General features: G+C 71.2%; 16 protein-coding genes. 8 read left to right on the plus strand and 8 right to left on the minus strand.

Going from position 1 to position 21419, the window contains the following annotated elements; all coding sequences use genetic code 11:
• Positions 1 to 6 precede the first annotated feature (6 nt).
• Entirely contained in the window at positions 7 to 495 is a 489-nt protein-coding gene (locus AB6V31_RS12960) for a SprT-like domain-containing protein (RefSeq protein ID WP_369366080.1), read from the plus strand.
• Between the two features lie 9 nt (positions 496 to 504).
• On the opposite strand, the gene AB6V31_RS12965 is transcribed toward AB6V31_RS12960, so the two are convergent.
• Positions 505 to 1119, minus strand: a complete 615-nt coding sequence (locus AB6V31_RS12965; RefSeq protein WP_369366082.1) for a 2-phosphosulfolactate phosphatase — start codon at positions 1117 to 1119, stop codon at positions 505 to 507.
• Positions 1120 to 1201: 82 nt separating this feature from the next.
• Here AB6V31_RS12965 and AB6V31_RS12970 point away from each other — a divergent pair, with 82 nt between their 5' ends.
• Entirely contained in the window at positions 1202 to 1702 is a 501-nt protein-coding gene (locus AB6V31_RS12970; RefSeq protein ID WP_369366083.1) for a hypothetical protein, read from the plus strand.
• Positions 1703 to 1714: 12 nt separating this feature from the next.
• Here AB6V31_RS12970 and AB6V31_RS12975 read toward each other — a convergent pair whose 3' ends face one another.
• From AB6V31_RS12975 to AB6V31_RS12985, 3 genes are all read right to left on the minus strand, one after another.
• Positions 1715 to 2365: a response regulator transcription factor gene (locus tag AB6V31_RS12975; RefSeq protein ID WP_268103234.1), complete on the minus strand. Its 651-nt coding sequence runs from the start codon at positions 2363 to 2365 to the stop codon at positions 1715 to 1717.
• 64 nt (positions 2366 to 2429) lie between these two features.
• Positions 2430 to 3599: a sensor histidine kinase gene (locus AB6V31_RS12980; protein WP_056228262.1), complete on the minus strand. Its 1170-nt coding sequence runs from the start codon at positions 3597 to 3599 to the stop codon at positions 2430 to 2432.
• Between the two features lie 60 nt (positions 3600 to 3659).
• Positions 3660 to 4199, minus strand: a complete 540-nt coding sequence (locus AB6V31_RS12985; RefSeq protein WP_369366085.1) for an Lrp/AsnC family transcriptional regulator — start codon at positions 4197 to 4199, stop codon at positions 3660 to 3662.
• A 108-nt stretch (positions 4200 to 4307) separates the two neighbouring features.
• Between AB6V31_RS12985 and AB6V31_RS12990 the strand changes: the two genes are divergently transcribed.
• Both AB6V31_RS12990 and AB6V31_RS12995 read left to right on the plus strand, forming a co-directional pair.
• Positions 4308 to 5705 carry a DUF6421 family protein gene (locus AB6V31_RS12990; protein WP_369366087.1) on the plus strand — a complete coding sequence of 466 codons (1398 nt, stop codon included), beginning with the start codon at positions 4308 to 4310 and terminating at the stop codon, positions 5703 to 5705.
• A 7-nt stretch (positions 5706 to 5712) separates the two neighbouring features.
• On the plus strand, positions 5713 to 6420 hold the full coding sequence (locus AB6V31_RS12995) for an SDR family NAD(P)-dependent oxidoreductase (protein ID WP_369366088.1): 708 nt from the start codon (positions 5713 to 5715) through the stop codon (positions 6418 to 6420).
• On the opposite strand, the gene AB6V31_RS13000 is transcribed toward AB6V31_RS12995, so the two are convergent.
• Positions 6417 to 7790, minus strand: coding sequence for an MFS transporter (locus AB6V31_RS13000; protein ID WP_369366090.1), 1374 nt, complete (start codon positions 7788 to 7790; stop codon positions 6417 to 6419). The genes AB6V31_RS12995 and AB6V31_RS13000 overlap by 4 nt on opposite strands.
• A 64-nt stretch (positions 7791 to 7854) precedes the next feature.
• Positions 7855 to 11031, minus strand: coding sequence for a DEAD/DEAH box helicase (locus AB6V31_RS13005; RefSeq protein ID WP_369366246.1), 3177 nt, complete (start codon positions 11029 to 11031; stop codon positions 7855 to 7857).
• 126 nt (positions 11032 to 11157) lie between these two features.
• Here AB6V31_RS13005 and AB6V31_RS13010 point away from each other — a divergent pair, with 126 nt between their 5' ends.
• Positions 11158 to 12225 carry a low specificity L-threonine aldolase gene (locus tag AB6V31_RS13010; RefSeq protein ID WP_056226163.1) on the plus strand — a complete coding sequence of 356 codons (1068 nt, stop codon included), beginning with the start codon at positions 11158 to 11160 and terminating at the stop codon, positions 12223 to 12225.
• A 73-nt stretch (positions 12226 to 12298) separates the two neighbouring features.
• Here the strand turns inward: AB6V31_RS13010 and AB6V31_RS13015 are convergent, their stop codons facing one another.
• Together AB6V31_RS13015 and AB6V31_RS13020 are read right to left on the minus strand one after the other, a co-directional pair.
• Positions 12299 to 14221 carry a M3 family metallopeptidase gene (locus AB6V31_RS13015; RefSeq protein WP_369366091.1) on the minus strand — a complete coding sequence of 641 codons (1923 nt, stop codon included), beginning with the start codon at positions 14219 to 14221 and terminating at the stop codon, positions 12299 to 12301.
• A 67-nt stretch (positions 14222 to 14288) separates the two neighbouring features.
• On the minus strand, positions 14289 to 14903 hold the full coding sequence (locus tag AB6V31_RS13020) for an NUDIX hydrolase family protein (RefSeq protein ID WP_056226157.1): 615 nt from the start codon (positions 14901 to 14903) through the stop codon (positions 14289 to 14291).
• An 84-nt stretch (positions 14904 to 14987) separates the two neighbouring features.
• On the opposite strand from AB6V31_RS13020, the gene AB6V31_RS13025 reads away from it, so the two are divergent.
• From AB6V31_RS13025 to AB6V31_RS13035, 3 genes are all read left to right on the plus strand, one after another.
• Positions 14988 to 15656, plus strand: a complete 669-nt coding sequence (locus AB6V31_RS13025; protein ID WP_369366093.1) for an alpha/beta hydrolase — start codon at positions 14988 to 14990, stop codon at positions 15654 to 15656.
• Positions 15657 to 15820: 164 nt separating this feature from the next.
• A complete protein-coding gene (locus tag AB6V31_RS13030) occupies positions 15821 to 20494 on the plus strand; it encodes an ATP-dependent helicase (RefSeq protein WP_369366095.1) in 4674 nt (1557 codons plus the stop codon).
• On the plus strand, positions 20487 to 21263 hold the full coding sequence (locus AB6V31_RS13035; RefSeq protein WP_369366097.1) for a DNA-formamidopyrimidine glycosylase family protein: 777 nt from the start codon (positions 20487 to 20489) through the stop codon (positions 21261 to 21263). The genes AB6V31_RS13030 and AB6V31_RS13035 overlap by 8 nt, the downstream gene beginning before the upstream one ends.
• Positions 21264 to 21419: the final 156 nt, after the last annotated feature.

Here is a 21419-nt window from a genome sequence, read left to right on the forward strand (position 1 = left end):
CCGCTCATGTCCGATCTGCAGCGCGTCCGCGTCTGGGCCGAGGCGTTGATCGCCCTCCACCTCGATCCGTCGTGGACCTTCGCCTTCGACAACGCCAAGCGGCGCGCGGGCCTGTGCGACTACGGCCGTCAGCGCATCAGCGTCTCGCGCTACCTCTCCGCGCGCTACAACGACGACACGAATCACCAGACGCTGCTGCACGAGATCGCGCACGCCGTCGCGGGCCCGGCCGCGGGGCACGGACCGGTGTGGAAGCGGACCGCACGCGAGCTGGGTTACGTGGGCGGGACGACCCACGCCGGCGAGACCGCCAACGAACTCGCCCCGTGGGTCGGCACGTGCCCGGCGGGCCACGTCGCCTATCGGCACCGGCGTGCGACCCGGCCCACCTCGTGCGCGAAGTGCGCCCCGTCATTCGACCCGCGTTTCGCTCTGTCGTGGGTGCACCGCGACATCAGCCGCGCGACGCGGCTCGCGGCCTCGACACCCCGCTAGGGCGAGGGCTCAGGCCGAAACGATCACCCCGTCGCGCAGGATCGGGACGACGGATGCCGCATCGCGCGCGGCCGAGGCGAGCACCGCCTCGCGTCGACCGTCGGCGGCGAGCGCGCGGCCGGTGCCGCTGGCCGTCAGCAGGTGCCGGACCGCTCCGCCGAGGGCGCGGAATCCTTCTCCCGCGACGGCGGCGTCGGGAGAGGCGTGGTCGATCCCGAGATCTCCGAGAGCGGCGATGACGGCGCCCGCGCCGAGCAGGTCGTCGACGGCGAAGCGGAGGCCGTCGCCGTCGGGGTAACCGGCGGCGACCACCGAGATGCTGGTGCGCTCACCTCGCGACCGCTGCACCTCGAGCACGTGGGCGGCGACGGCGGCCGCGTTGCGCAGTCCGCCGACGACGACATGGGCGCCGTCGCTCCCCGCCGCGCGCGCGAGTCCCGCGGCCTCATCCCCCTCGAGGGGGAACGTCTCGCCGCCCTCGATCGCGTCCAGCGCGCGCATCGAGAGCCCCAGCGTCTGCACGATGATCACGACGTGAGCGGGGGCGAGACGCTCCAGCCCCGAGCGGCCCCAGTCCAGACGCACCTGGTAGTCGGACTGGGCGAGGGCGGGAGAAGACGGCATCCCTCGATCGTAAAACGCCCGGAGTGCACCCCTCGCGTCAAGCCGTGCCCACCGACGGTCGGGATCGGGCACGATCGAGGTCATGCGCATCCTGCTGAAGTTCGTCATCGACTGCGACCCGGACGCCGCGTGGCGAGCACTGCACTCCCCCCGCGCCGTCGCGGAACTGTACGGTCCGCTCCTCGACGTGGAAGCTCTGGGCGACATGCCGACCTCGTTCTCATCGGGCGACGACGTTCCCGTGCAGATGAGCGTCGCAGGCCTCGTTCCGGTGGGTCGCCAGCTCATCTCGGTCGCCGACCGCGAGACGAGCGACGGACACGGGCGCGTCCGCGTCTTCCGCGACTGGGGCATCCCCCTGACCGGACCGCTGTCGGTGCTCGACGTGTGGGATCACCAGATGGCGGTGTCGGCCGCCCCCGGAGAGCCCGGGCGCACCCTCTGGCGAGAGAGACTGACCATCGGCGGCGCCGCGGCCCCGGCCCTGTGGCCGGCGCTCTGGGCGACGTGGCAGTGGCGCGCGACGCGCATCAAGGCCCTCGCCCCCACGTGGGCGCACGACCCGGAGAACGACGACGCCTGAGACGCCCGCCGCTCAGGCGAGGCCGTGGCGATAGGCGAAGACCACGAGCTGCACGCGATCGCGCAGGGCGAGCTTGGTGAGGATGCGGCTGATGTGCGTCTTCACCGTCGCCTCGGAGAGGAACTCGCGCTCCGCGATCTCGGCGTTGCTGAGCCCCGCCGCGGCGAGGGCGAAGATCTCGCGCTCGCGATCGGTCAGCGCGCCGTAGGCCGCCGGAACCGGCTCTCCGCCCCCGCCGTCGGCGATGTGGGCGAAGAGCTCGCGCGTCGCTTCGGCGGCGATCACCGCCGAACCGGCGTGCACGGTGCGCACCGCCGACAGCAGGAACTCCGGCTCGGAATCCTTCAGCAAGAACCCGCTGGCCCCGCCCTGGATCGCGCGGGCGGCGGCCTCGTCGAGGTCGAACGTCGTCAGCACCACGACGCGCGGCGCGTCGGGCTCGCGCAGGATCTCGGCCGTCGCCGCCAGACCGTCCATGACCGGCATCCGCACGTCCATGAGCACGAGGTCGGGGCGCGTGGAACGGACGACCTCGATACCCTCGCGGCCATCCGATGCCTCCCCCACCACCTCGAGGTCGGGCTGCGAGTCGATCACCATGCGGATTCCGGCGCGGAATAGGGCTTGATCGTCGACGAGGACGATGCGGACGGGGGCGGTCATGACGACGGCTCCTCTCGCGGGTCGGGGGTGGCTCGGCATCCACTCTGCCCTCTCGCTCGGGCGTTCACAGCGGGGAGCCGATCGGGAGGGTGGCGCGCACGACGAACTCGCCGTACTCGGGCCCCGCGGTCAGGTGACCGCCGACGAGCTGCGCACGCTCGCGCATGCCGATCAGCCCGTGCCCGCCCGACGGAGGGGAAGCCGGAGCGGGGACGGATGCCGTGGCCCGGGCATTGCGCACCGAGGCGACGACCCGGTCGGGCCACCATCCCAGGTGCACGCGCACGCGCGGGTCGACTCCGTGCCGCAGGGCGTTGGTGAGCGCCTCTTGCATGATGCGGTAGACCGCGAGCTGGATGGCCGCGGGGGGCTCGCCCGGGGGCAACGGGTCGACCTCGACCTCGAGGGCCACGCCCGCCGCCCGCATCCGCTGGAAGAGGGTCTCGAGGTCGGCGAGAGTCGGCTGAGGCCCCTCGGCCTGCGAGTGCCGCAACTGGGTGAGGAGCAACCTCACGTCGGCGAGCGCGGCGCGCGCGGTCGACGAGATCGTCGTCAGCGCCTCGGCGCTCGCCCGCGGATCGGATGCCGCGGCGTACCGGGCACCGTCGGCCTGGGCGATGACCACCGCCAGGGAGTGCGCGACGACGTCGTGCATGTCGCGGGCGATGCGGACACGCTCCTGCTCGGCGATCGTCTCGGCCTCGGCCGCCCGCTGCGCACGGCTGTTCGCCGCGGCCCTCATGGCCGTGCGCACCAGTGCACCCGAGACCCAGGCCAGCATGAGCGCGAAACCGGCCGCGAGGAAGAGCGCGATGACGGCGAACCAGTCGTTCCCGTTCGGCGGGGCCTGCAGCCCGCGACCCACGAGGTAGAGCGGAACCACGGCCGCTCCGACGATCGCCGAGACGAACCCGAACCAGAACACGCGGCGCGAGCCGTACGCCGACGTCGTATAGAGGACGGCGAAGATCGCGAGGTCGGACGGCGACGGCTGCCGGCCGAACCCCATCTGCGCGAGGGCGGCCGCCCACGCCACGCAGAGGGCAAGGCCCGGATGGAGCCGTCGCAGAGCCACCGCCCCCGCGAAGGCGAGCGCGATGAAGAATCCCGCGACGTTGTCGATCGGGGTGGCGCTCGCGACGAGCTCGATCGCGATGGCCACCAGGAAGAACACCACGGCGATACCGAGGTCGGTGACCAGCTGATAGCGGGTGAGCGGGCGCAGAGCGAACATCACGGCCACGCTACGCGGACCGACGGGGGCGGGGCATCCGTCGCGGGATGTATCCCGCCGTCAGCCGTCGTGCGGATGGCCTCGGGACCGGGCCCCACGGCCCGGGGGGGGGCACGCCGGATAGTCGGCGGGCTCGATCGGTCGCGCCTCGAAGAACGTCTGGAGCACCACGGTCGTGCGTGTGTTCACCTGTGCCGCGGCGCGGATGTCGCGGATCAGCTCTTCGAGATCGCGGGGCGTCGGCACGCGGACGAACAGCATGTAGGCCGCCTCGCCCGCGATGGAGTGGCACGCCTCGATCGGGGTCAGGTGGGCCAGCAGCTCGGGGGCGTTGTCGGGCTGCGCGGGATCGAGGGGCGTGATCTCGACGAACGCGGCGAGGGGTCGCCCGAGGGCCTCGGCATCGAGGATCGGACGGTAGCCCTTCACGATGCCGCGTGCCTCGAGTCGGCGCAGACGGGATTGCACCGCCGACACCGAGAGCCCCACGCGTTCCGACAGGTGCGAGAGCGTCGCCCGCGCGTCGAGGGAGATCTCTCGCACGATGGCCGCATCGACGGAGTCCTCGAGTCGAGGGGCGCGGGATGAGGCCTCGGTCATGCGGTCGACAGTATCAGCGGCGCCGCGGGCCACTCTGGCGGGGTCCGTAAGTTTTCCGTTAGTATCCACGTTTAGCAGGAATTTTTACAGCACAGAATGGAGGATGCCATGACCATCGCCACGCCCACCCGTGCCGCCGACGATCTGATCGCCGACCACGGCGTCGACACGGTCGAGCAGACCCCCGCCTGGATCCAGCTGAAGAGCGCGGCCACCGCCCTGCAGGCACTTCAGGCCAAAGACGGCTCCATCGAGGACACCGCCGCGGCCGCACCCCTGCTCGACGACCTCATCACCGCCATCGAAGCACTCGCCCCCCTCTTCCCCCACGACCGGTCCTACCTCGCGGCCTCCGTCGCCGACTTCCGCCGGTGGCGCGACGCCGGCCTCGGCGTGCCCGACTTCCTCGACTCCCTCGTCGCCTTCCAGCCCCAGGAGCACCGGGTCGACGGCATCCGCCACCTCGTCGTGTTCCCGATGTACACGCAGAACGGCTCCAACGAACGACACGTCGAGGCGGTGCTCGTCGAGGCGATCTGGCCCGAGTTCATCGCACGACTCGAGACCGAGTACACCAACCGTCTGTTCGTCTCACTGCGTCTGATCGACTTCACCTCGGGCTACGACACGAACTCGGCCGTGCTCTTCCCCGAGACCGTGGCGATGCGTGAGATTCCGACCTTCACCTGGGGCGCGATCTTCCAGGACCGCGAAGCGGCGCGGTACCGCCGCGTGACCCGCGCCGCTGCCGAGATCACCAAGCTCGACCTCCCCGAGGCCGCCGCCCGCATGCTCGACGACCAGTCGCTCACCGAGCAGACGTTCGTGATGTGGGACCTCATCCACGACCGCACGCACATGCGCGGCGACCTTCCGTTCGACCCGTTCATGATCAAGCAGCGGATGCCGTTCTTCCTCTACTCGCTCGAAGAGCTGCGCTGCGACCTCACCGCCTTCCGCGAGTGCGTCTCGCTGCAGGCGCGGCTGTCGGCGCGCGACGACCTCGATGCGACCGAGAAGGCGATGCTCGCGCACGCCGAGCTCGTGCAGTACGCGGTGATCTTCGACCGCATCTTCCGCTTCGCCATCACCGGGTCCCGTGTACGCAACTACGACGGCCTCGGCGGACAGCTGCTGTTCGCCTGGCTGCACCAGCACCGCGTGCTGCACTGGACCGACACGTCGCTCGCCTTCGACTGGGACGAGGTGCCCGCCGCGGTCATCGCCCTCGCCGACGCGATCGACGAGCTGTACTGGCGCTCGATCGACCGCCCCAAGGTCGCGCACTGGCTCGCCGCATACGATCTCGTTCGCGGAGTCGTCACACCCCACCCCGCCTCGGTGTGGGCGCGCGGATTGTCCGACGAGGTGCTCGCGGGGCTGCCGAAGGGCTACACCGACGCGGTGCTCGACGATGAGTTCCCCCTGTCGATGTTCTTCGAAGCGCTCGAGAAGAAGATGCGCCCGGTCATCGCGTCGACCGCGGGCATCCGCGGCACGGACTGACCGTCGCATGAGCTCCCTCGCGACCGCACCCGTCCCGCACGAGCGGGTGCGGGGGCGTCTCGTGCTGCTGGCCGGCGGAACGAGCGCGGCCGGCCGGGCCTGCGCGCTCGCCCTCGTCGAGGCGGGGGCGCGCGTCGTGATCGTCGGATCGAACGCCGATCGGCTGGCCGCTTCCGCCGCGTCCGCTCCGGGGGCGGCGACCGAGCAGTGCGATTTGACCGATCCGGATGCCGTGGCGGACCTGCGCGCGCGCGTGAGCGACGCGCACGGCCCGGTCGACGGTGTCGTGCACCTCGTGGGCGGATGGCGCGGCGGAGGCGGGCTGGCCGGGCAGAGCGACGAGGATCTCGCCGTGCTGCTGCGATCGTTCACCGCACTGCGGAACGTGAGCCGCACCTTCGACGACGATCTGCGCTCCTCGGATGCCGGGCGCCTGGCCATCGTCTCGTCCACGGCCGTGGCGCGGCCCCTCGCCGGGGGCGCCAGCTACGCCGCGGTGAAGGCCGCGAGCGAGGCCTGGACGCGGGCCGCCGCGCAGGGCTACGCGAAGCACGCGCGAGACGGTGGACGCGAGCTCTCGGCCGCCGGCGTGATCTTCCGGGTGCGGAGCCTGAACGGTCTCGAGCACGCCCTGGCCGCGGCCGTCGTGGCCCTGTGGGACGACGACGCCGCGGCGTGGAACGACGTCGTCATCGAGATCGAGGCCGGCGGCTAGACCGCACCCACCTCGGCGTTGACCTCGGCCGTCCGGTACTGCCGGGAGAGCGTCCGGTACGAACGCGTGGCGAAAGCCAGCGCACCCGCGATCACCATCACGACCCCCGAGACAGCGAACACCAGCGCGATGCCGCGGGACTCCCCCTCGCCGAGCAGCCAGCCCCACGTCGCGCGGCCGTCGTCTGCGTCCATGTACGGGATGATCAGGAATTGCGCGATCGGCGCGATGAGGAACGACGTCACGGGCGCCGCAGCCGACTCGAACGCCGCGGCGAAACCGAAGACGCGCCCCTGGGTCTCGAAGGGGACGACCTTCTGGATGACCGTCTGCTCCGCCGCCTCGACCGGTGGGATGAGGGCCATGTAGACCCAGATGCCCACCGCGTACAGCCACCACCATTCGCGCAGGGTGAAGAGCGCCCCCAGAGCCCCCATCGCGATGACGATCCAGAGCATCGTGCGGATGGGGTTCTTTCCGAGGCCGAACTTCGCGACGAGACCACCGCCGACGATGAATCCGGTCGCGGTCACCCCGAGGACGATGCCCCAGATCTGCACGTCGAACATCTCGAGGCCGTACGGGTCCATGAGCGCCATGTACACGCCGCCGATGAGGTTGTTGAACGTCGAGAAGACGATGAGAGCGAACAGGCCCGGGGCGCGGCGCACGGCCCGGACCGCCCCGCGGAGATCGACGACGGGACCGGGAGCCGTGCCGGCGGCGGGGCGCTCCTCGGGGATGCGGATCGTCAACAGGTGGGCGAGCGCGAGGACGGTCAGCGCCAGCGCGATGGCGAGCGTCCATCCCATGCCCAGGAACCCGACGGACAGCCCGCTGAACACGCTCGTCACCACGAACGCGAGGCCCTGCACGGTGCCGACCAGGCCGTTCGCGTTGGCGTGACGCTCGACGGGGACGAGGAGCGTCACGGTCGTCGACAGAGCGATGTTGCGAAGGTTCTCGATCACGGCCCCGGCGAGGATGATGCCCGAGAAGAGCCAGAACCACGGTCCGCCCAGGTCGAGGAGCGCGGCCTCGGGAAACGCCAGCCAAAGCGCCCCCGCCAGCACGAACGCCACGAGCGTCACGAACCCCGAGACCACCATGACCCGGTGCTTGAGATGGCGATCGACGAGCGAGCCGAACACCATCGCGAACACCGCGAGGAGCAACATGTACGCGCCGCCGACGATGCCGGTGGCGAGGACGGAGCGTGTCTCGAGATAGACCCAGAACGTGAGGGCGAACCAGAGGAAGCTCGTGGTCACGTTGGCGGCGGCAGTGTTGACGAGCACCGCGAGAAAGGTGCGGCGCCCGGACGACGCGACCGCGTCGAGCGGGGCGGCGGGGGCCGGACTCTCGGACATAGCGCCACGGTAGACCGGGGGTCCGACATTGACCAGGGGCCGGTCGAACGGCGGATCCTCGGGGTCAGTCGATGAGGCTGCGGATGTCCGCCGCCGTCAGGCGGGTGCCGCCACCGAACGTCTCGCCCTCGCCGCCGTCGAGCACACGCGAGAAGAGCTCGGCCTTCGTCTCGCGCAGGGTCACCACCTTCTGCTCGATGGTGTCGGCGGCCACGAGCCGGTACACGATCACGGGACGGGTCTGCCCGATGCGATGCGCACGATCGATGGCCTGGTCTTCGACCGCGGGGTTCCACCACGGGTCGAGGAGCACCACGTAGTCCGCCTCCACGAGATTGAGGCCCACTCCGCCGGCTTTGAGCGAGATGAAGAACGCCGGGTCGTCGCCCTCGCGGAAGCGGTCGATCTCGACCTGTCGGTGCGGGGTGGCACCGTCGAGGTAGCCGGACGGAAGACCCGCTTCTGTGCATCTGTCTCGAGCCGCGCGCAGGAAGCGCGTGAACTGGCTGAGGACGAGGACACGGTGTCCCTCGGCAGCGGCCTCGGTCACGAGTTCGACTAGGGCGTCGAGTTTGGCGGACGGAGCCTCTCCCTCGTCGACCAACGCCGGATCGAGAGCGAGCTGGCGCAGCATCGTCAGCGAGCGGAAGATCGCGAAGCGATTGCCCTCGGCATCGTCGAGCAGGCCCAGGAGGCGTTGACGCTCGCGATGGAAGCGCCGGTCGTACAGCTTGCGATGCGTCGGGTGCAGGGTCACCTCGACCACGGTCTCCTGCTTCGAGGGGAGCTCGGACGCGACGAGTTCTTTCGTCCGTCGCAACAGGAACGGGCGGATCCGTCGGCGGAGCAGGTCGAGGCGCGCGGAGTCGGAGTGCTTCTCGATGGGCGTGCGGTACATCGCGGTGAAGGACTCGCGAGTGCCCAGAAGCCCCGGCGCCACGAGAGACATGAGGGCCCAGAGTTCGAGCAGGTTGTTCTCCATCGGCGTGCCCGTGATGACGAGCGTGAAAGGCACCGAGAGAGCGCGCGCCGCGCGGTAGCCCCGCGAGGAGGGGTTCTTGATCTGCTGTGCCTCGTCGAGCACGAGTCCCGACCACTCGACCTCGGCGTACTGCTCCTGCTCGAGACGGAACAGCGCATAGCTCGTGACCACCACGTGCGCACCCGCGGCGGCCTCGGAGATGGGGGTGGAGCGTCGCGCCTGGGTCGAGGCGATGGTCGCCACTCGCAGTCCCGGAGCGAATGCGGCGCACTCGCGAGCCCAGTTGCCCACGACACTCGTCGGCGCCACGATCAGGAACGGGGCCATCTCGGGGTCGGACTCGCGGGCGACCTCCATCATCGCGATCGCCTGCACGGTCTTGCCCAGGCCCATGTCGTCGGCGAGGACGCCTCCGAGCCCCTGCGTGCGGAGGAAGTGCAGCCAGTCCAGGCCCGAGCGTTGGTAATCGCGCAGGGTGGCGCGCAGACCCGCGGGGGACGCGACAGGGGCGAGAGCCGCCTCGTCGGTGAGACCACGCACGCGTAGCCACCACTCCGCCTCTTGCGCCGCGAGGAGGCCGAGCTCGGATAGGTCGTCCCAGAGACCGACGTTGTAGCGGTTGAGCTTCAACCCGCCGTCCGGGCGATCGGCGAGTGTCCGCGCCTCGTCGATGACCGCGCGGAGACGGTCGAAGGCGGGGGTGTCCAGTCGGACGTATGACCCGTCGTCCAGGAAGAGAGCCCGGTCACCCACGACCAGTGCGGTGTAGAGCGCGGAGAAGTCGACCTCGGTCTCGCCCACCGTGACGCGCGCGTGCAGGTCGAACCAGTCGCTGCCGTCGTCGTCACCGGTACGAAGCTCCACGGCAGCCGGCTCGGCCGCCGCGCGATAGGACGCGGCACCGTCGGCGACGTTCACTCGGACGTGAGCCAGAGCCTGCAGTCGCGGCACGCCCTCGGCGACGAAGATCGCCGCGTCCGCGGGAGTCCACGCCCGGGGCGGGGTGGTACCCGAGGGGAAAGGTTGCGGAACGCCGACGCCCAGCTCGGTCGCGATGGCCGCCACGGCGTCCCACACCGCGGCCTCGTGCGCCTCGTCGCGCCGGCCGTTGGTGGATGACCGGTCCCACCGGACGGTGATGGACGCACGACCGCCTCGGTGGCCGAGGTCGAGCTCGAGGACCGGACGTGGCGGAGGCGGCAGGTCGACCGTGCCCCTCGGGGACACCACGGGGGCCTCGAGCTGCAAGCGCGGAAGGTAGTCGTGCAGGAACACCTCGGAACCCCCGTCGACGGCGAGGGCGCCAGGTCGCGCCAGCAGCCCGCGGACGGCCCCCGTCACCGGCGTCGCCAGGCGCGCGATGCTGAACCTCTCGTCGTCGCCGTCGCGATCCGCCACGAAAGCAACGGCGACGGCCGGGTCGCCCACCACCCACGACGGCAGCGACGCGACGTCGTCGTCGACACCCTCGAGGATCCCTCTCACGTGCAGGGCCGAGCCGCGTCGGTCGACGGCGACCGCCGCCGTCATTTCGGGCTCGAGAATCCGCACCGGGTGATGTGCGCCCGAGGCCGCCACGAGTGGCACCCCGGCCGCGATGACGGCTTCGAGCTGCATCCAGAGGGAATGCGGGGGGACGGCGGAGAGCGGCATCCATTCGTCGGAGAGGAACGCGCCGTTCCCGGAGCGGCCAAGGCGGCCCAAGCTGTCGAGGGCGGCGCGCGCCCGCGGGTCGGCGGAGAGGAGCGACAGCCCCGACCATCCGGCCCGCCCCTTGATCCAGGTACCGCGCGTCCCCCGCATGCCGGGGCGGGCGGTGAGCGTCAGCGCGGTGCTGCGTCCGTGGCCTCCCCCGCGCCGGATGGCGAGGAAGAGGCACAGGTCGACGGCCTGCTCGTCGTCGACCCGGGCGCCGACCGTGAGCAGTTCGTCGAGGGTGCGCTGCCACTCGGGGCGCGGCGGCCGGCCGGCCGAGATCATCCGGTCGAAGAGCACCACCGCTGCGGCGCACGAATGCTCGCACTCGGGACCACGGCCGCACGAGCACCAGCCGGACACGCGCGTGAAATCTGTGGGCACGCGCAGTTCGAGGTGTTCGTACCCGGCTGCCCCGAAGGACTGCGCGGAGACGACGAGAACGCCGTCGAACGCCTTCACGTCGCCGACTTCGACCGAGCCGTAGATGAGGAGCCGGTCGGCGCGCGACATCGCCGCCGGGGAGAAGATCTCGCCGGCGATGCTGAGCGCCTCGGGGTCCATGTGCACTCCGCCATTCTTCCGGGCCCCACCGACATCCCGGCGCCGCCGGGGAGGCGAAAAGGGAGAACGCTCCGAGACGCATCCCTGGGGAGGAGGGTCATGTCCCCCGGTCGTTACGCTGGAGGAGTGACCACCCTCCACGATTCCTCGGTGCGCGGTTTCGCCTCCGACAACTACTCCGGCATCCACCCCGATGTCCTCGCCGCGATCTCCGCCGCCAACGAAGGCCACCAGGTCGCCTACGGCGAAGACGTCTACACCTCCCGCCTCCAGGAGCTGTTCGTCTCGTTGCTCGGCGACGGCGTCGAGGCCTACCCGGTCTTCAACGGCACCGGCGCCAACGTGGTCGGCCTGCAGTCGATGCTCCCCCGCTGGGGCGCCGTGATCTCGGCATCCACCGCGCACATCAACGTGGACGAGGGCGGCGCTCCCGAGCGCGTCGGCGGCATCAAGCTGCTGACCGTCCCGACCGACGACGGCAAGCTGACCCCCGAGCTCGTCGACCGCGAGGCCTGGGGATGGGGAGACGAGCACCGCGCGCAGCCGCTGGTCGTCTCGATCACGCAGTCGACCGAGCTCGGCACCCTCTACACGGTCGACGAGATCCGCGAGCTCGCCGCCCACGCCCACGGCCACGGCATGCGCCTGCACATGGACGGCGCGCGCATCTCGAACGCCGCCGCGGCACTTGACGTTCCCCTGCGGGCCTTCACGCGCGACGCCGGCGTCGACGTGCTGAGCTTCGGGGGGACGAAGAACGGCGCGATGATCGGCGAGGCCATCGTCGTGCTCGACCCCGAGGCCTCGACCGGGCTCACGTACCTGCGCAAGCTCGACATGCAGCTGTCGAGCAAGATGCGGTTCGTCTCGGCGCAGCTGGTCGCCCTGCTCGAGAACGACCTGTGGCTGAAGAACGCGCGTCACTCCAACGCGATGGCGCAGCGCCTGCGCGAGGGCATCGAGGCGGGTCTCTCCGACGGCTCGATCCAGGGCGTCGAGTTCACCCAGCCGACGCAGGCCAACGGCGTGTTCGCGATCCTGCCGGCCGGCGTCGCCGACCGCCTGCGTCAGAGCTTCCGCTTCTACGACTGGGACGAACTGCGCCGCGAGGTGCGGTGGATGTGCTCGTTCGACACGACCGAGGCCGACATCGACGCCTTCATCGCGGCGATCGCGCGCGAGACGACGGCCTGAGCTCGCGCCCCCACGAACTCACGTCGTACCCAGGGCCGCGGCATCCGGAAAGGGATGCCGCGGCCCTCGACGTTCACGCGCCGGCGAGCCAGTCCCGGTAGGCGTCGAAGGTCGACTCACGACCGAGGAACGCCTTCACGAGGTCGCGGGCGTCACGGGTGCCGCCCGGCTCGAGGATCTCGCGCCGGTAGCGCGTGGCCGTGTCGACGTCGAACAGGTCGTCGCCGAAGGCCGACAACAGGTCGCGGGCGATCACGAGGCTCCACTGGTACGTGTAGTAGCAGGCGCCGTAGCCGGTCAGGTGTCCGAACCCGGCGTACGAGTGCGAGCCGTCGAGCGGCGTGACGGGGCTCGCGGCGCGGTAGTAGCCGTCGACGGCTTCGGCGAGGTCGGCGGGCCGGTCGACGTGCAGGCGGTACGAGGTCGTGGCGTGGCCGAGCTGGCGCGTGACCTCCAGGGCCCGGCCGAAGGCGTCGGCCGTGCGCATGCGTGCGACGAGGTCGGCCGGGATCGGCTCGCCCTCGTCGTTCACGGCGAAGGCGGCGAGCGCTTCGGCATCCCACGCCCACTCCTCGAGCAACTGGCTGGGGGCCTCGACGAAGTCCCACTCCGTCGCCACGCCCGTCCACCGCGCCCACTTCTGGTGGCCGCCGAGGATGTCGTGCACGAGGTGGCCGAACTCGTGGAAGAACGTCACCACCTCGTCGTGCTCGAGCAGGCCGCGCGAGAAGTTGCACAGCAGCACCGACTCGGGCAGCGACCGACCGGTGATGCCCGGGGCCAGACCGAAGCACGCGGCGTGGTTGTACTTGCCGTCGCGCGGGTGCAGGTCGAGGTGGATGCGCCCGAGGCGCTCCTCGCCGCGCACGACGTCGTAGGTGCGCACGTCGTCGTGCCAGGAGGGCGCGTCGACGGGGACGTACTCCACATCGAGCAGGCGCGCGGTGGTCGCGAGGACCCCCTCGAGCACGCGGTCGAAGCGGAAGTACGAGCGCACGAGCTGCGAGTCGACGTCGTACTCCTCGCGCTTGAGGGCGCTGAGGACGTACCAGAAGTCGGCGATCGTGACGGCGTCGGCGGTGGGCTCGTCTCGGCGGAGACGCTCGAGCACGCGGTCGTACTCGACGGCGGCGGCGGGAGCCACGGCATCCGCCACCTTCTCGAGGAAGGTCTTCACCGCGGCCGACGAACCGATCATGCGGGTCTCGGTCTCGTAGTCGGCCCAGTCGCCGTATCCGAGCAGCGCCGCACGCTCGGCACGGACGGCGAGCATCTCGGCGAGCACGGGCTCGTTCACGGGCCACGCGAGGTCGTTGTACGCCCCCATGAGCTCGTGGCGCACCGCGCGGTCTCGCGCGTACTCGCGCACCGGCATGAGGTCGGTGTATTCGGTGGTGAGCGTCACCATCCCGTCGGCATCGGCCGGGTGTTCTGCGAGGAAGTCATCGGGGAGACCGTCGAGCGACGACGCGGGCACGCGGATCTCGCGGCGGCCCTCACGGATGTTGCGCGAGAAGGTCAACGAGAGCTCGGTGTCGCGGTCGGTCAGCTCGCGCACGCGCTCGCGGTCGGCCTCGTCGAGGTCGACGCCGCCGCGACGGAAGTCGCGCTGGATCTGGGCGAGCAGGCGCTGCTCGTCGGCGTCGAGTCCGTCGGCGGTGGCATCGGCGAAGACGCCCCACAGCGCGCGGTCCAGCAGCCGGCGCGATTGCACGGCGTCGACCGCCTGCGCCTGCTTCTCTGCGGCGTCCCGCACCTCGCCATCGGGATGCGATTCGCTCACCAGGTGGGAGGGCGCGGCGGCCTCGCTCAGGGCGATCTCGGCCTCGTTCCACAGCGCGAGACGCTCCTGCAGCGGGAGATCGGACTCGGCGGTGAGCCGGGCGTCGATCTCGGCCACGCGCGCGAGGCGCTCGGTCGGACGGTCTTCGGCGAATGCTCGCCACCCGTCGAGGTCGCGCGGAAGGGTCAGGGGTTCCAGGGGAGGATGCGGCATGCTTCGACCCTAGGCAGGGCCTCCGACACAGGCAATCATCCGAGCGCCGGAACCCCGGCCTCCCGGGTCAGCGCAGGGCGCCGACCGATGCGAGCGCCTGACGGATGAGGGTGCCGCGGCCGCCCTCCATCTCATCGGACAGGGCGTCGGATGCCGCCTCTTCGGGCGACAGCCACGTGACCTCGAGCGCGTCCTGGCGCGGTTCGCACGTACCCGTGACGGGGACGACGAAGGCGAGGGCCACCGCGTGCTGCCGGTCGTCGTGGAACGCGCTGACCCCGGGGAGGGGGAAGTACTCGGCGACCGTGAACGGCGTGGGCGAGGGCGGAAGCAGCGGGAAGGCCATCGGTCCGAGGTCGTTCTCGAGGTGCCGGAAGAGCGCGTCGCGCACCGTCTCGCCGTAGCGGACGCGGCCCGAGACGAGGGTGCGAGTCATCTCGCCGAGCGGGGTGGCACGCAGCAGGATGCCGACCTGGGTGACGGCGCCCATGCCATCGGTGCGCACCGGCAGGGCCTCGACGTAGAGCATCGGCAGGCGTCGCCGCGCCTCGGCGAGTTCGACCTCGCTCAGCCAGCCCGGGTTGGGGTTGGGACCCCCCTGAGCTCCTGAGAAGGACGCCGAGAGCGGCTCGCGCTCATCGCCGTTGTCGCCGGGTTCGGGATCGGGAGTGCGCACGGGCATGCTCCCTGTATATCAACGCTCCGCTCCGGATGCCGCGTGTCCGACCCGCGGGGCGATGTCGGAGGCCTTTGCGACAATGGCCGCATGAGCACCACGCCCTCCCTCGATCCATCGGTCGTGCAGTGGTCGGTGCCGCCCGCAGAACGCGGCGACCGACCGGTTCTCGTGCTGCTGCACGGCTACGGTTCCGACGAGAACGACCTGTTCGGTCTCGTGCCGTATCTCCCCGACGCCTTCGTCGTCGCGAGCGTGCGCGCTCCGCTGTCCCCGCCGTGGCCCATGCCCGGGGCCTCGTGGTACCCGATCGAGGGCCTCGACGGCCGCGATCCGGCCGCCGTCACCCGCGCGGCCGACGCGGTGCTGGCCTGGATCCGCTCCACCGTGGGCGAGAGTCCCGTGGGACTGCTCGGGTTCTCGCAGGGTGGGGCGGTCGCTGTGCAGACCCTCCGTGTGAACCCGGATGCCGTGTCCTTCGCCGTCGTCCTCGCCGGGTACGCCGCGGGTGGCGAGCTGCCCGGCGATGCCGTCCTGGCGGAGCGGCGCCCTCCGGTGTTCTGGGGGCGTGGCGCGGCGGACGACGTGATCCCGCCGCTGCTGATCGACGCGACCTCGCAATGGCTGCCCCGCCACAGCGAGCTCCGAGGCCGGGTGTACCCGGGCCTCACCCACTCCATCTCTCCGGACGAGCTCGACGACGTGCGGGCATTCCTCGACGAGCGTCTCGCCGACCGCGCCGGCACCGGATCGCGGTGACTACCGGGGGCCTTGTCGGCAGCTAGCCGTCGCTCTCAGCGGTCGGATTCGCCACCGCTCAGGCTCGCGAAGAAACACCCATGCCACCAGCGTCGACAGGCGCTGCCGCGGCGGGCGAACGTCAACCCCGACCCGATGTCGGAGGTCCGGGAGAGGATGTCGGCATGGCCGACGTGTTGGAGAGATTCGGTCCTGCGACGCAGGACTGGTTCCGTGGAGCGTTCTCGGCGCCGACCAACGCTCAGAAGGGCGCGTGGGAATCCGTGTCGTCGGGCCGCAACGCGCTCGTGGTCGCGCCCACCGGTTCGGGAAAAACGCTGTCGGCCTTCCTCTTCGCGATCGACCGGGTGTTCCGCGAGAAGGGCCCCGAGGTTCCGGATGCCGCTCCCGCACGCCGCGGCAAGAAGGCCGCCCCGAAAGCACCGCCGACCACCACCCGCATCCTGTACATCTCGCCGCTGAAGGCCCTCGGCGTCGACGTCGAGCGGAACCTCCGCTCGCCTCTCGTCGGGATCGGGCAGTCCGCGCGCCGTCTCGGGATCGAGGTGCCCTCGGTGACCGTGGGCGTCCGCTCGGGCGACACGAGTTCGAGCGACCGCCGCAAGCTCGTGACCGCGCCTCCCGACATCCTCATCACCACGCCCGAGTCGCTCTACCTCATGCTCACGAGCCAGGCGGCCGAGACGCTGCGCGGCGTGCACACGGTGATCATCGACGAGGTGCACGCGGTCGCGGCCACCAAGCGCGGCGCACACCTGGCCGTGAGCCTCGAGCGGCTCGACGCCCTGCTCGACGCGCCGGCTCAGCGCATCGGACTCTCGGCGACCGTGCGTCCGATCGACGAGGTGGCCCGCTTCCTCGGCGGAGCGCAGCCCGTCGACATCGTCGCCCCCAAGGCGACCAAAGCCTTCGACCTCTCGGTCGTGGTGCCGATCGACGACATGCTCAACCCGCCGCCGCCCCCGGGGTCGCCGGCTCCCGACGAAGCCGGTGACGGCGAGTGGTTCTCCGAGCGCCCCGAGAGCACCGAGATGGCCGGCTCGGTCTGGCCGCACGTCGAAGAGGCCATCGTCGACCGCATTCTTCAGCGCCGCTCGACGATCGTGTTCGCGAACTCACGGCGTCTGGCCGAACGGCTGACCGGCCGACTGAACGAGATCTACGCCGAGCGGGTGGGGATCGACGTGCCCGAGCCCACCGTCCCCGCGGGCATGATGGCGCAGGCGGGCTCGTCCGCCGGGGTCGCCGCGATCCTCGCCAAGGCTCACCACGGCTCGGTGTCGAAAGAACAGCGCGCCCAGGTCGAAGACGAGCTCAAGTCGGGGGTGCTGCGCTGCGTCGTCGCGACCAGCAGCCTCGAGCTCGGTATCGACATGGGCTCGGTCGACCTCGTCATCCAGGTCGAGTCGCCGCCCAGCGCGGCATCCGGCCTCCAGCGCGTGGGACGCGCCGGCCACCAGGTCGGCGAGGTCAGCCGGGCGGCCCTCTTCCCCAAGCACCGCAGCGACGTCCTCCACACCGCCGTGGTCACCGAGCGCATGCTCGCCGGGCGCATCGAGGCCATCTCGGTCCCGCAGAACCCGCTCGACATCCTCGCGCAGCAGACGGTCGCCGCCTCGGCCCTGGGCGCGATCGACGTCGAGGAGTGGTTCGAGACGGTCAAGCGCAGCGCGCCGTTCCGCTCGCTCCCCCGCTCCGCGTACGAGGCCACCCTCGACCTCCTGGCCGGTCGCTATCCCTCTGACGAATTCGCCGAGCTGCGCCCCCGCCTGGTCTGGGATCGCGACGCCGGTACCCTCACCGGCCGGCCCGGAGCGCAGCGCGTCGCGGTCACCAGCGGCGGAACGATCCCCGACAGGGGCCTCTTCGGCGTGTTCGTCGCGGGCGAGTCGCAGAACGCCCGCGTCGGAGAGCTCGACGAAGAGATGGTCTACGAGTCGCGCGTCAACGACGTCTTCACCCTCGGCACCACGAGCTGGCGCATCGTCGAGATCACCCACGACCGCGTCAACGTGCTGCCCGCCTTCGGCCAGCCCGGCAAGCTCCCGTTCTGGCACGGGGACGGCATCGGTCGCCCGGCCGAACTCGGAGAGGCTCTCGGCAAGTTCTCGCGCGACATCGCCGGCGCCGACCGGGGTAAGGCCGAGCAGCGCCTGCGCGAATCGGGCCTCGACGACAACGCCATCACCAATCTGCTGGCGTACCTGGCCGAGCAGCGCGAGGCCACCGGCAGCCTCCCCACCGACAAGACTCTGACCGTCGAACGCAGCCGCGACGAGGTCGGGGACTGGCGCATCATCCTGCATTCCCCGTACGGCATGCAGGTTCACTCCCCCTGGGCCCTCGCGGTGAACGCCCGCATCCGAGAGCGCCTCGGCGTCGAGGGCGCGGCCGTGGCGAGCGACGACGGCATCATCGCCCGAGTTCCGGACGCCGCGGCCGAGCCGCCCGGGGCCGACCTGTTCGTCTTCGAGGCCGACGAACTCGAGCAGATCGTCACCGACGAGGTGGGCGGATCCGCGCTGTTCGCCTCGCGGTTCCGGGAGTGCGCGGCCCGTGCCCTGCTCCTGCCGCGCTTGAACCCGAACCGCCGGTCGCCGCTGTGGCAGCAACGGCAACGCTCCGCTCAGCTGCTCGAGGTGGCCAAGCGGCATCCGGCATTCCCGATCATCCTCGAGACCCTCCGCGAAGTCCTGCAGGACGTCTACGATCTGCCTGCCCTTCTGCGCGTGACCCGACAGATCGGCGAGCGCAAGATCCGCCTCGTCGAGATCACCACCTCGCAGCCGTCGCCATACGCCCGAGATCTGCTCTTCGGCTACGTCGGCGCCTTCATGTACGAGGGCGACTCCCCGCTCGCCGAGCGTCGCGCCGCGGCCCTGTCGGTCGACCCGGCACTGCTGAGCGAGCTGCTCGGCAAGGTCGAGATGCGCGAGCTGCTCGACCCCGACGTCATCGCGCAGTTCGAGCGCGAGGCCCAGCGCCTCGATCCCGACCGTCGGGCCCGCGGCGTCGAAGGCGTGGCCGATCTGCTGCGCATCCTCGGTCCGCTCGACGCCACCGAGGTGGCCGCGAGACTCGACACCGAGGGAGACGCGCTCGCCGAGGCCGAGCAGCACCTCGCCAGCCTGGTCGATGACCGGCGCGCCATCCGCGTGACGATCGCGGGCGTCTCCCGCGCGGCCGGGATCGAAGACGCCGGGCGACTCCGCGACGCTCTCGGCGCGGCGCTTCCGGTCGGCATCCCGAACGCGTTCCTCGAACCGTTCCCGGATCCGCTCGGCGACCTCGTCGCGCGTTTCGCCCGCACGCACGCGCCGTTCACGACCGATGCCGTCGCCGAACGCCTCGGCGTCGGCGTGGCGGTCGCGCGGCTGACATTGCAGCGCCTCGAGTCGCAGGGGCGCCTGTCCAGCGGCTTCTTCCTGCCCGAAGCCTCGGGCGGAAACCGGGGCGACGAGACCGAGTGGTGCGACGTCGAGGTCCTCCGGCGACTGCGCATGCGCTCCCTCGCGGCCATCCGCGGCAGCGTCGAGCCCGTTCCCCAGGCCGCGTACGCGCGCTTCCTCCCCGTCTGGCAGCACCTCGGACGCCCCCTCGAGGGCATCGACGGGGTGCTGGCGGTGATCGAGCAGCTCGCGGGAGTCCCGATCCCGGCCAGCGCCTGGGAATCGCTCATCCTGCCCTCGCGCGTCGCCGACTACTCCCCCGCCCTGCTCGACGAGCTCACCGCCACCGGCGAAGTGGTCTGGTCGGGGCACGGCACCCTTCCCGGTCGCGACGGGTGGATCGCTTTGCACCCGGCAGAGGCAGCGCCGTTCACCCTGCAGGATCCCGAGGACGCCGACGACCCCGCGCCCGACTCGCTCGAGGCACGCATCCTCGCCGCGCTCGAGGGCGGGGGCGCCTACTTCGCCACCCAGCTCACGCAACTCGCCGGAGCACAGAACGAGCAGTCCGTCAACGACGCCCTGTGGGCCCTCACCTGGGCCGGACGTGTGACGAACGACACCTTCGCCCCGGTCCGCACCCTGCTGAGCGGCGGCGGTCAGTCGCACCGCGTGGCACGGCGCGCCCCCCGCGCGCGCATGTACCGGGGCGCCACCATGCCGCGCGCGACCTCCGCGCCGCGACCTCCGTCCCTCGGCGGTCGATGGTCGCTGCTGCCCGAACGCGAAGCCGACCCGGCGGCCCGAGCCACGGCGACCGCGAGCCTCCTCCTCGATCGCTACGGGGTGGTGACGCGCGGGGCCGTGCAGTCCGAGGGGGTTCCCGGCGGCTTCGCGCAGGTGTACCGCATCCTCGCCGGCTTCGAAGAGGCGGGCCACTGCCGACGCGGATACGTGATCGAGAAGCTCGGCGCCGCGCAGTTCGCCGCCTCCGCCACCGTCGATCGCCTGCGCGAGTTCGCAGCGGTCGCGGACCCGCCACCACTGCGGACGGTGACGCTCGCCGCCACCGACCCCGCCAACCCGTACGGAGCCGCCCTCGGATGGCCCGCGATCGAAGGGGTCACCCACCGACCGGGCCGCAAGGCCGGAGGTCTCGTCGTGCTCGTCGACGGCGAGCTGACCCTCTACCTCGAGCGTGGGGGGCGCAGCGCCCTCGCCTTCACCGACGCGGAGCCCGCGCTGCAGGCGGCAGCACGTCACCTCGCCGAGACGGCGAAGAAGAGACGGCTCGAGACGCTCACCGTCGAGCAGGTGAACGGCGAGTTCGTCTACGGCACCGCGGTCGGCCGGGCGCTGCGGGAGGCGGGATTCGTCGAGTCCCCGAAGGGGCTGACCCTGCGGAAGCTCACCGCGGGCGACACCCTGCGCGAGGCGGCTCGTGCCTGAGGGCGACACCGTGTACCGCGCCGCGGCGAAGCTCTCCGCGGCGCTCGCGGGCAAGGTGGTCACGCGGTTCGACATCCGCGTGCCCGGGAGCGCCACCGCGGATCTCCGCGGCGAGACGGTGCACGAGGTGGCGGCTCGGGGCAAGCATCTCCTCCACCGCATCGGCGGGTACACGCTGCACTCGCATCTCAAGATGGAGGGCCGGTGGGACGTCTATCGGCCGGGAGAGCGCTGGCGACGCCCCGCTTTCAAGGCTCGGGCGATCGTCGGTGTGACGGGCGCCGACGCCGTCGGCTTCGACCTGGCCATGGTCGAGGTTCTGCGCACGGCCGACGAGCACACCGTGATCGGGCACCTCGGTCCCGATCTGCTCGCCGACGACTGGGACGAAGCCGAGGCCGTGCGACGCGTGTCCGCCGACGAGAGGGCCGCCCACGTCGCTCTCCTCGACCAACGGAACGTGGCGGGGTTCGGCAACGTCTATGCGAACGAGCTGCTGTTCGTCCGCGGTATCGCGCCGACCACCCCGGCCACCGAGATCGATGCCCAGGCGACCATCGCCCTCGGCGAGCGCATGATCCGCGCCAATCTTCCCCGTCCCGAGCGCACCTTCACCGGCGACAACCGTCCCGGGCGGCGCTTCTGGGTGTACGGGCGCGAGGGGGCACCGTGCCGCCGCTGCGGCACTCCCATTCGGGCCACCTCACTCGGCGCCACGGCGACGAGCGAACGGAACGTGTACTGGTGCCCGACCTGCCAGCCAGGCTGACCGGGCGAGGGCGGGCGTGAGCGACTGATTCGACGGCGCATGTCAACCCGCCCGGCTCGCTTCGTCGAGCATGCGAAAACAGGGGGACAACTCCACGCCGCACCCCGACGCTTCCCTTTCCTCGACATCGAGGAAACCGATCACGGTACCGGCGAC

Source organism: Microbacterium sp. 16-032, from assembly GCF_041079455.1.
Classification (GTDB): Bacteria; Actinomycetota; Actinomycetes; order Actinomycetales; family Microbacteriaceae; genus Microbacterium; species Microbacterium testaceum_A.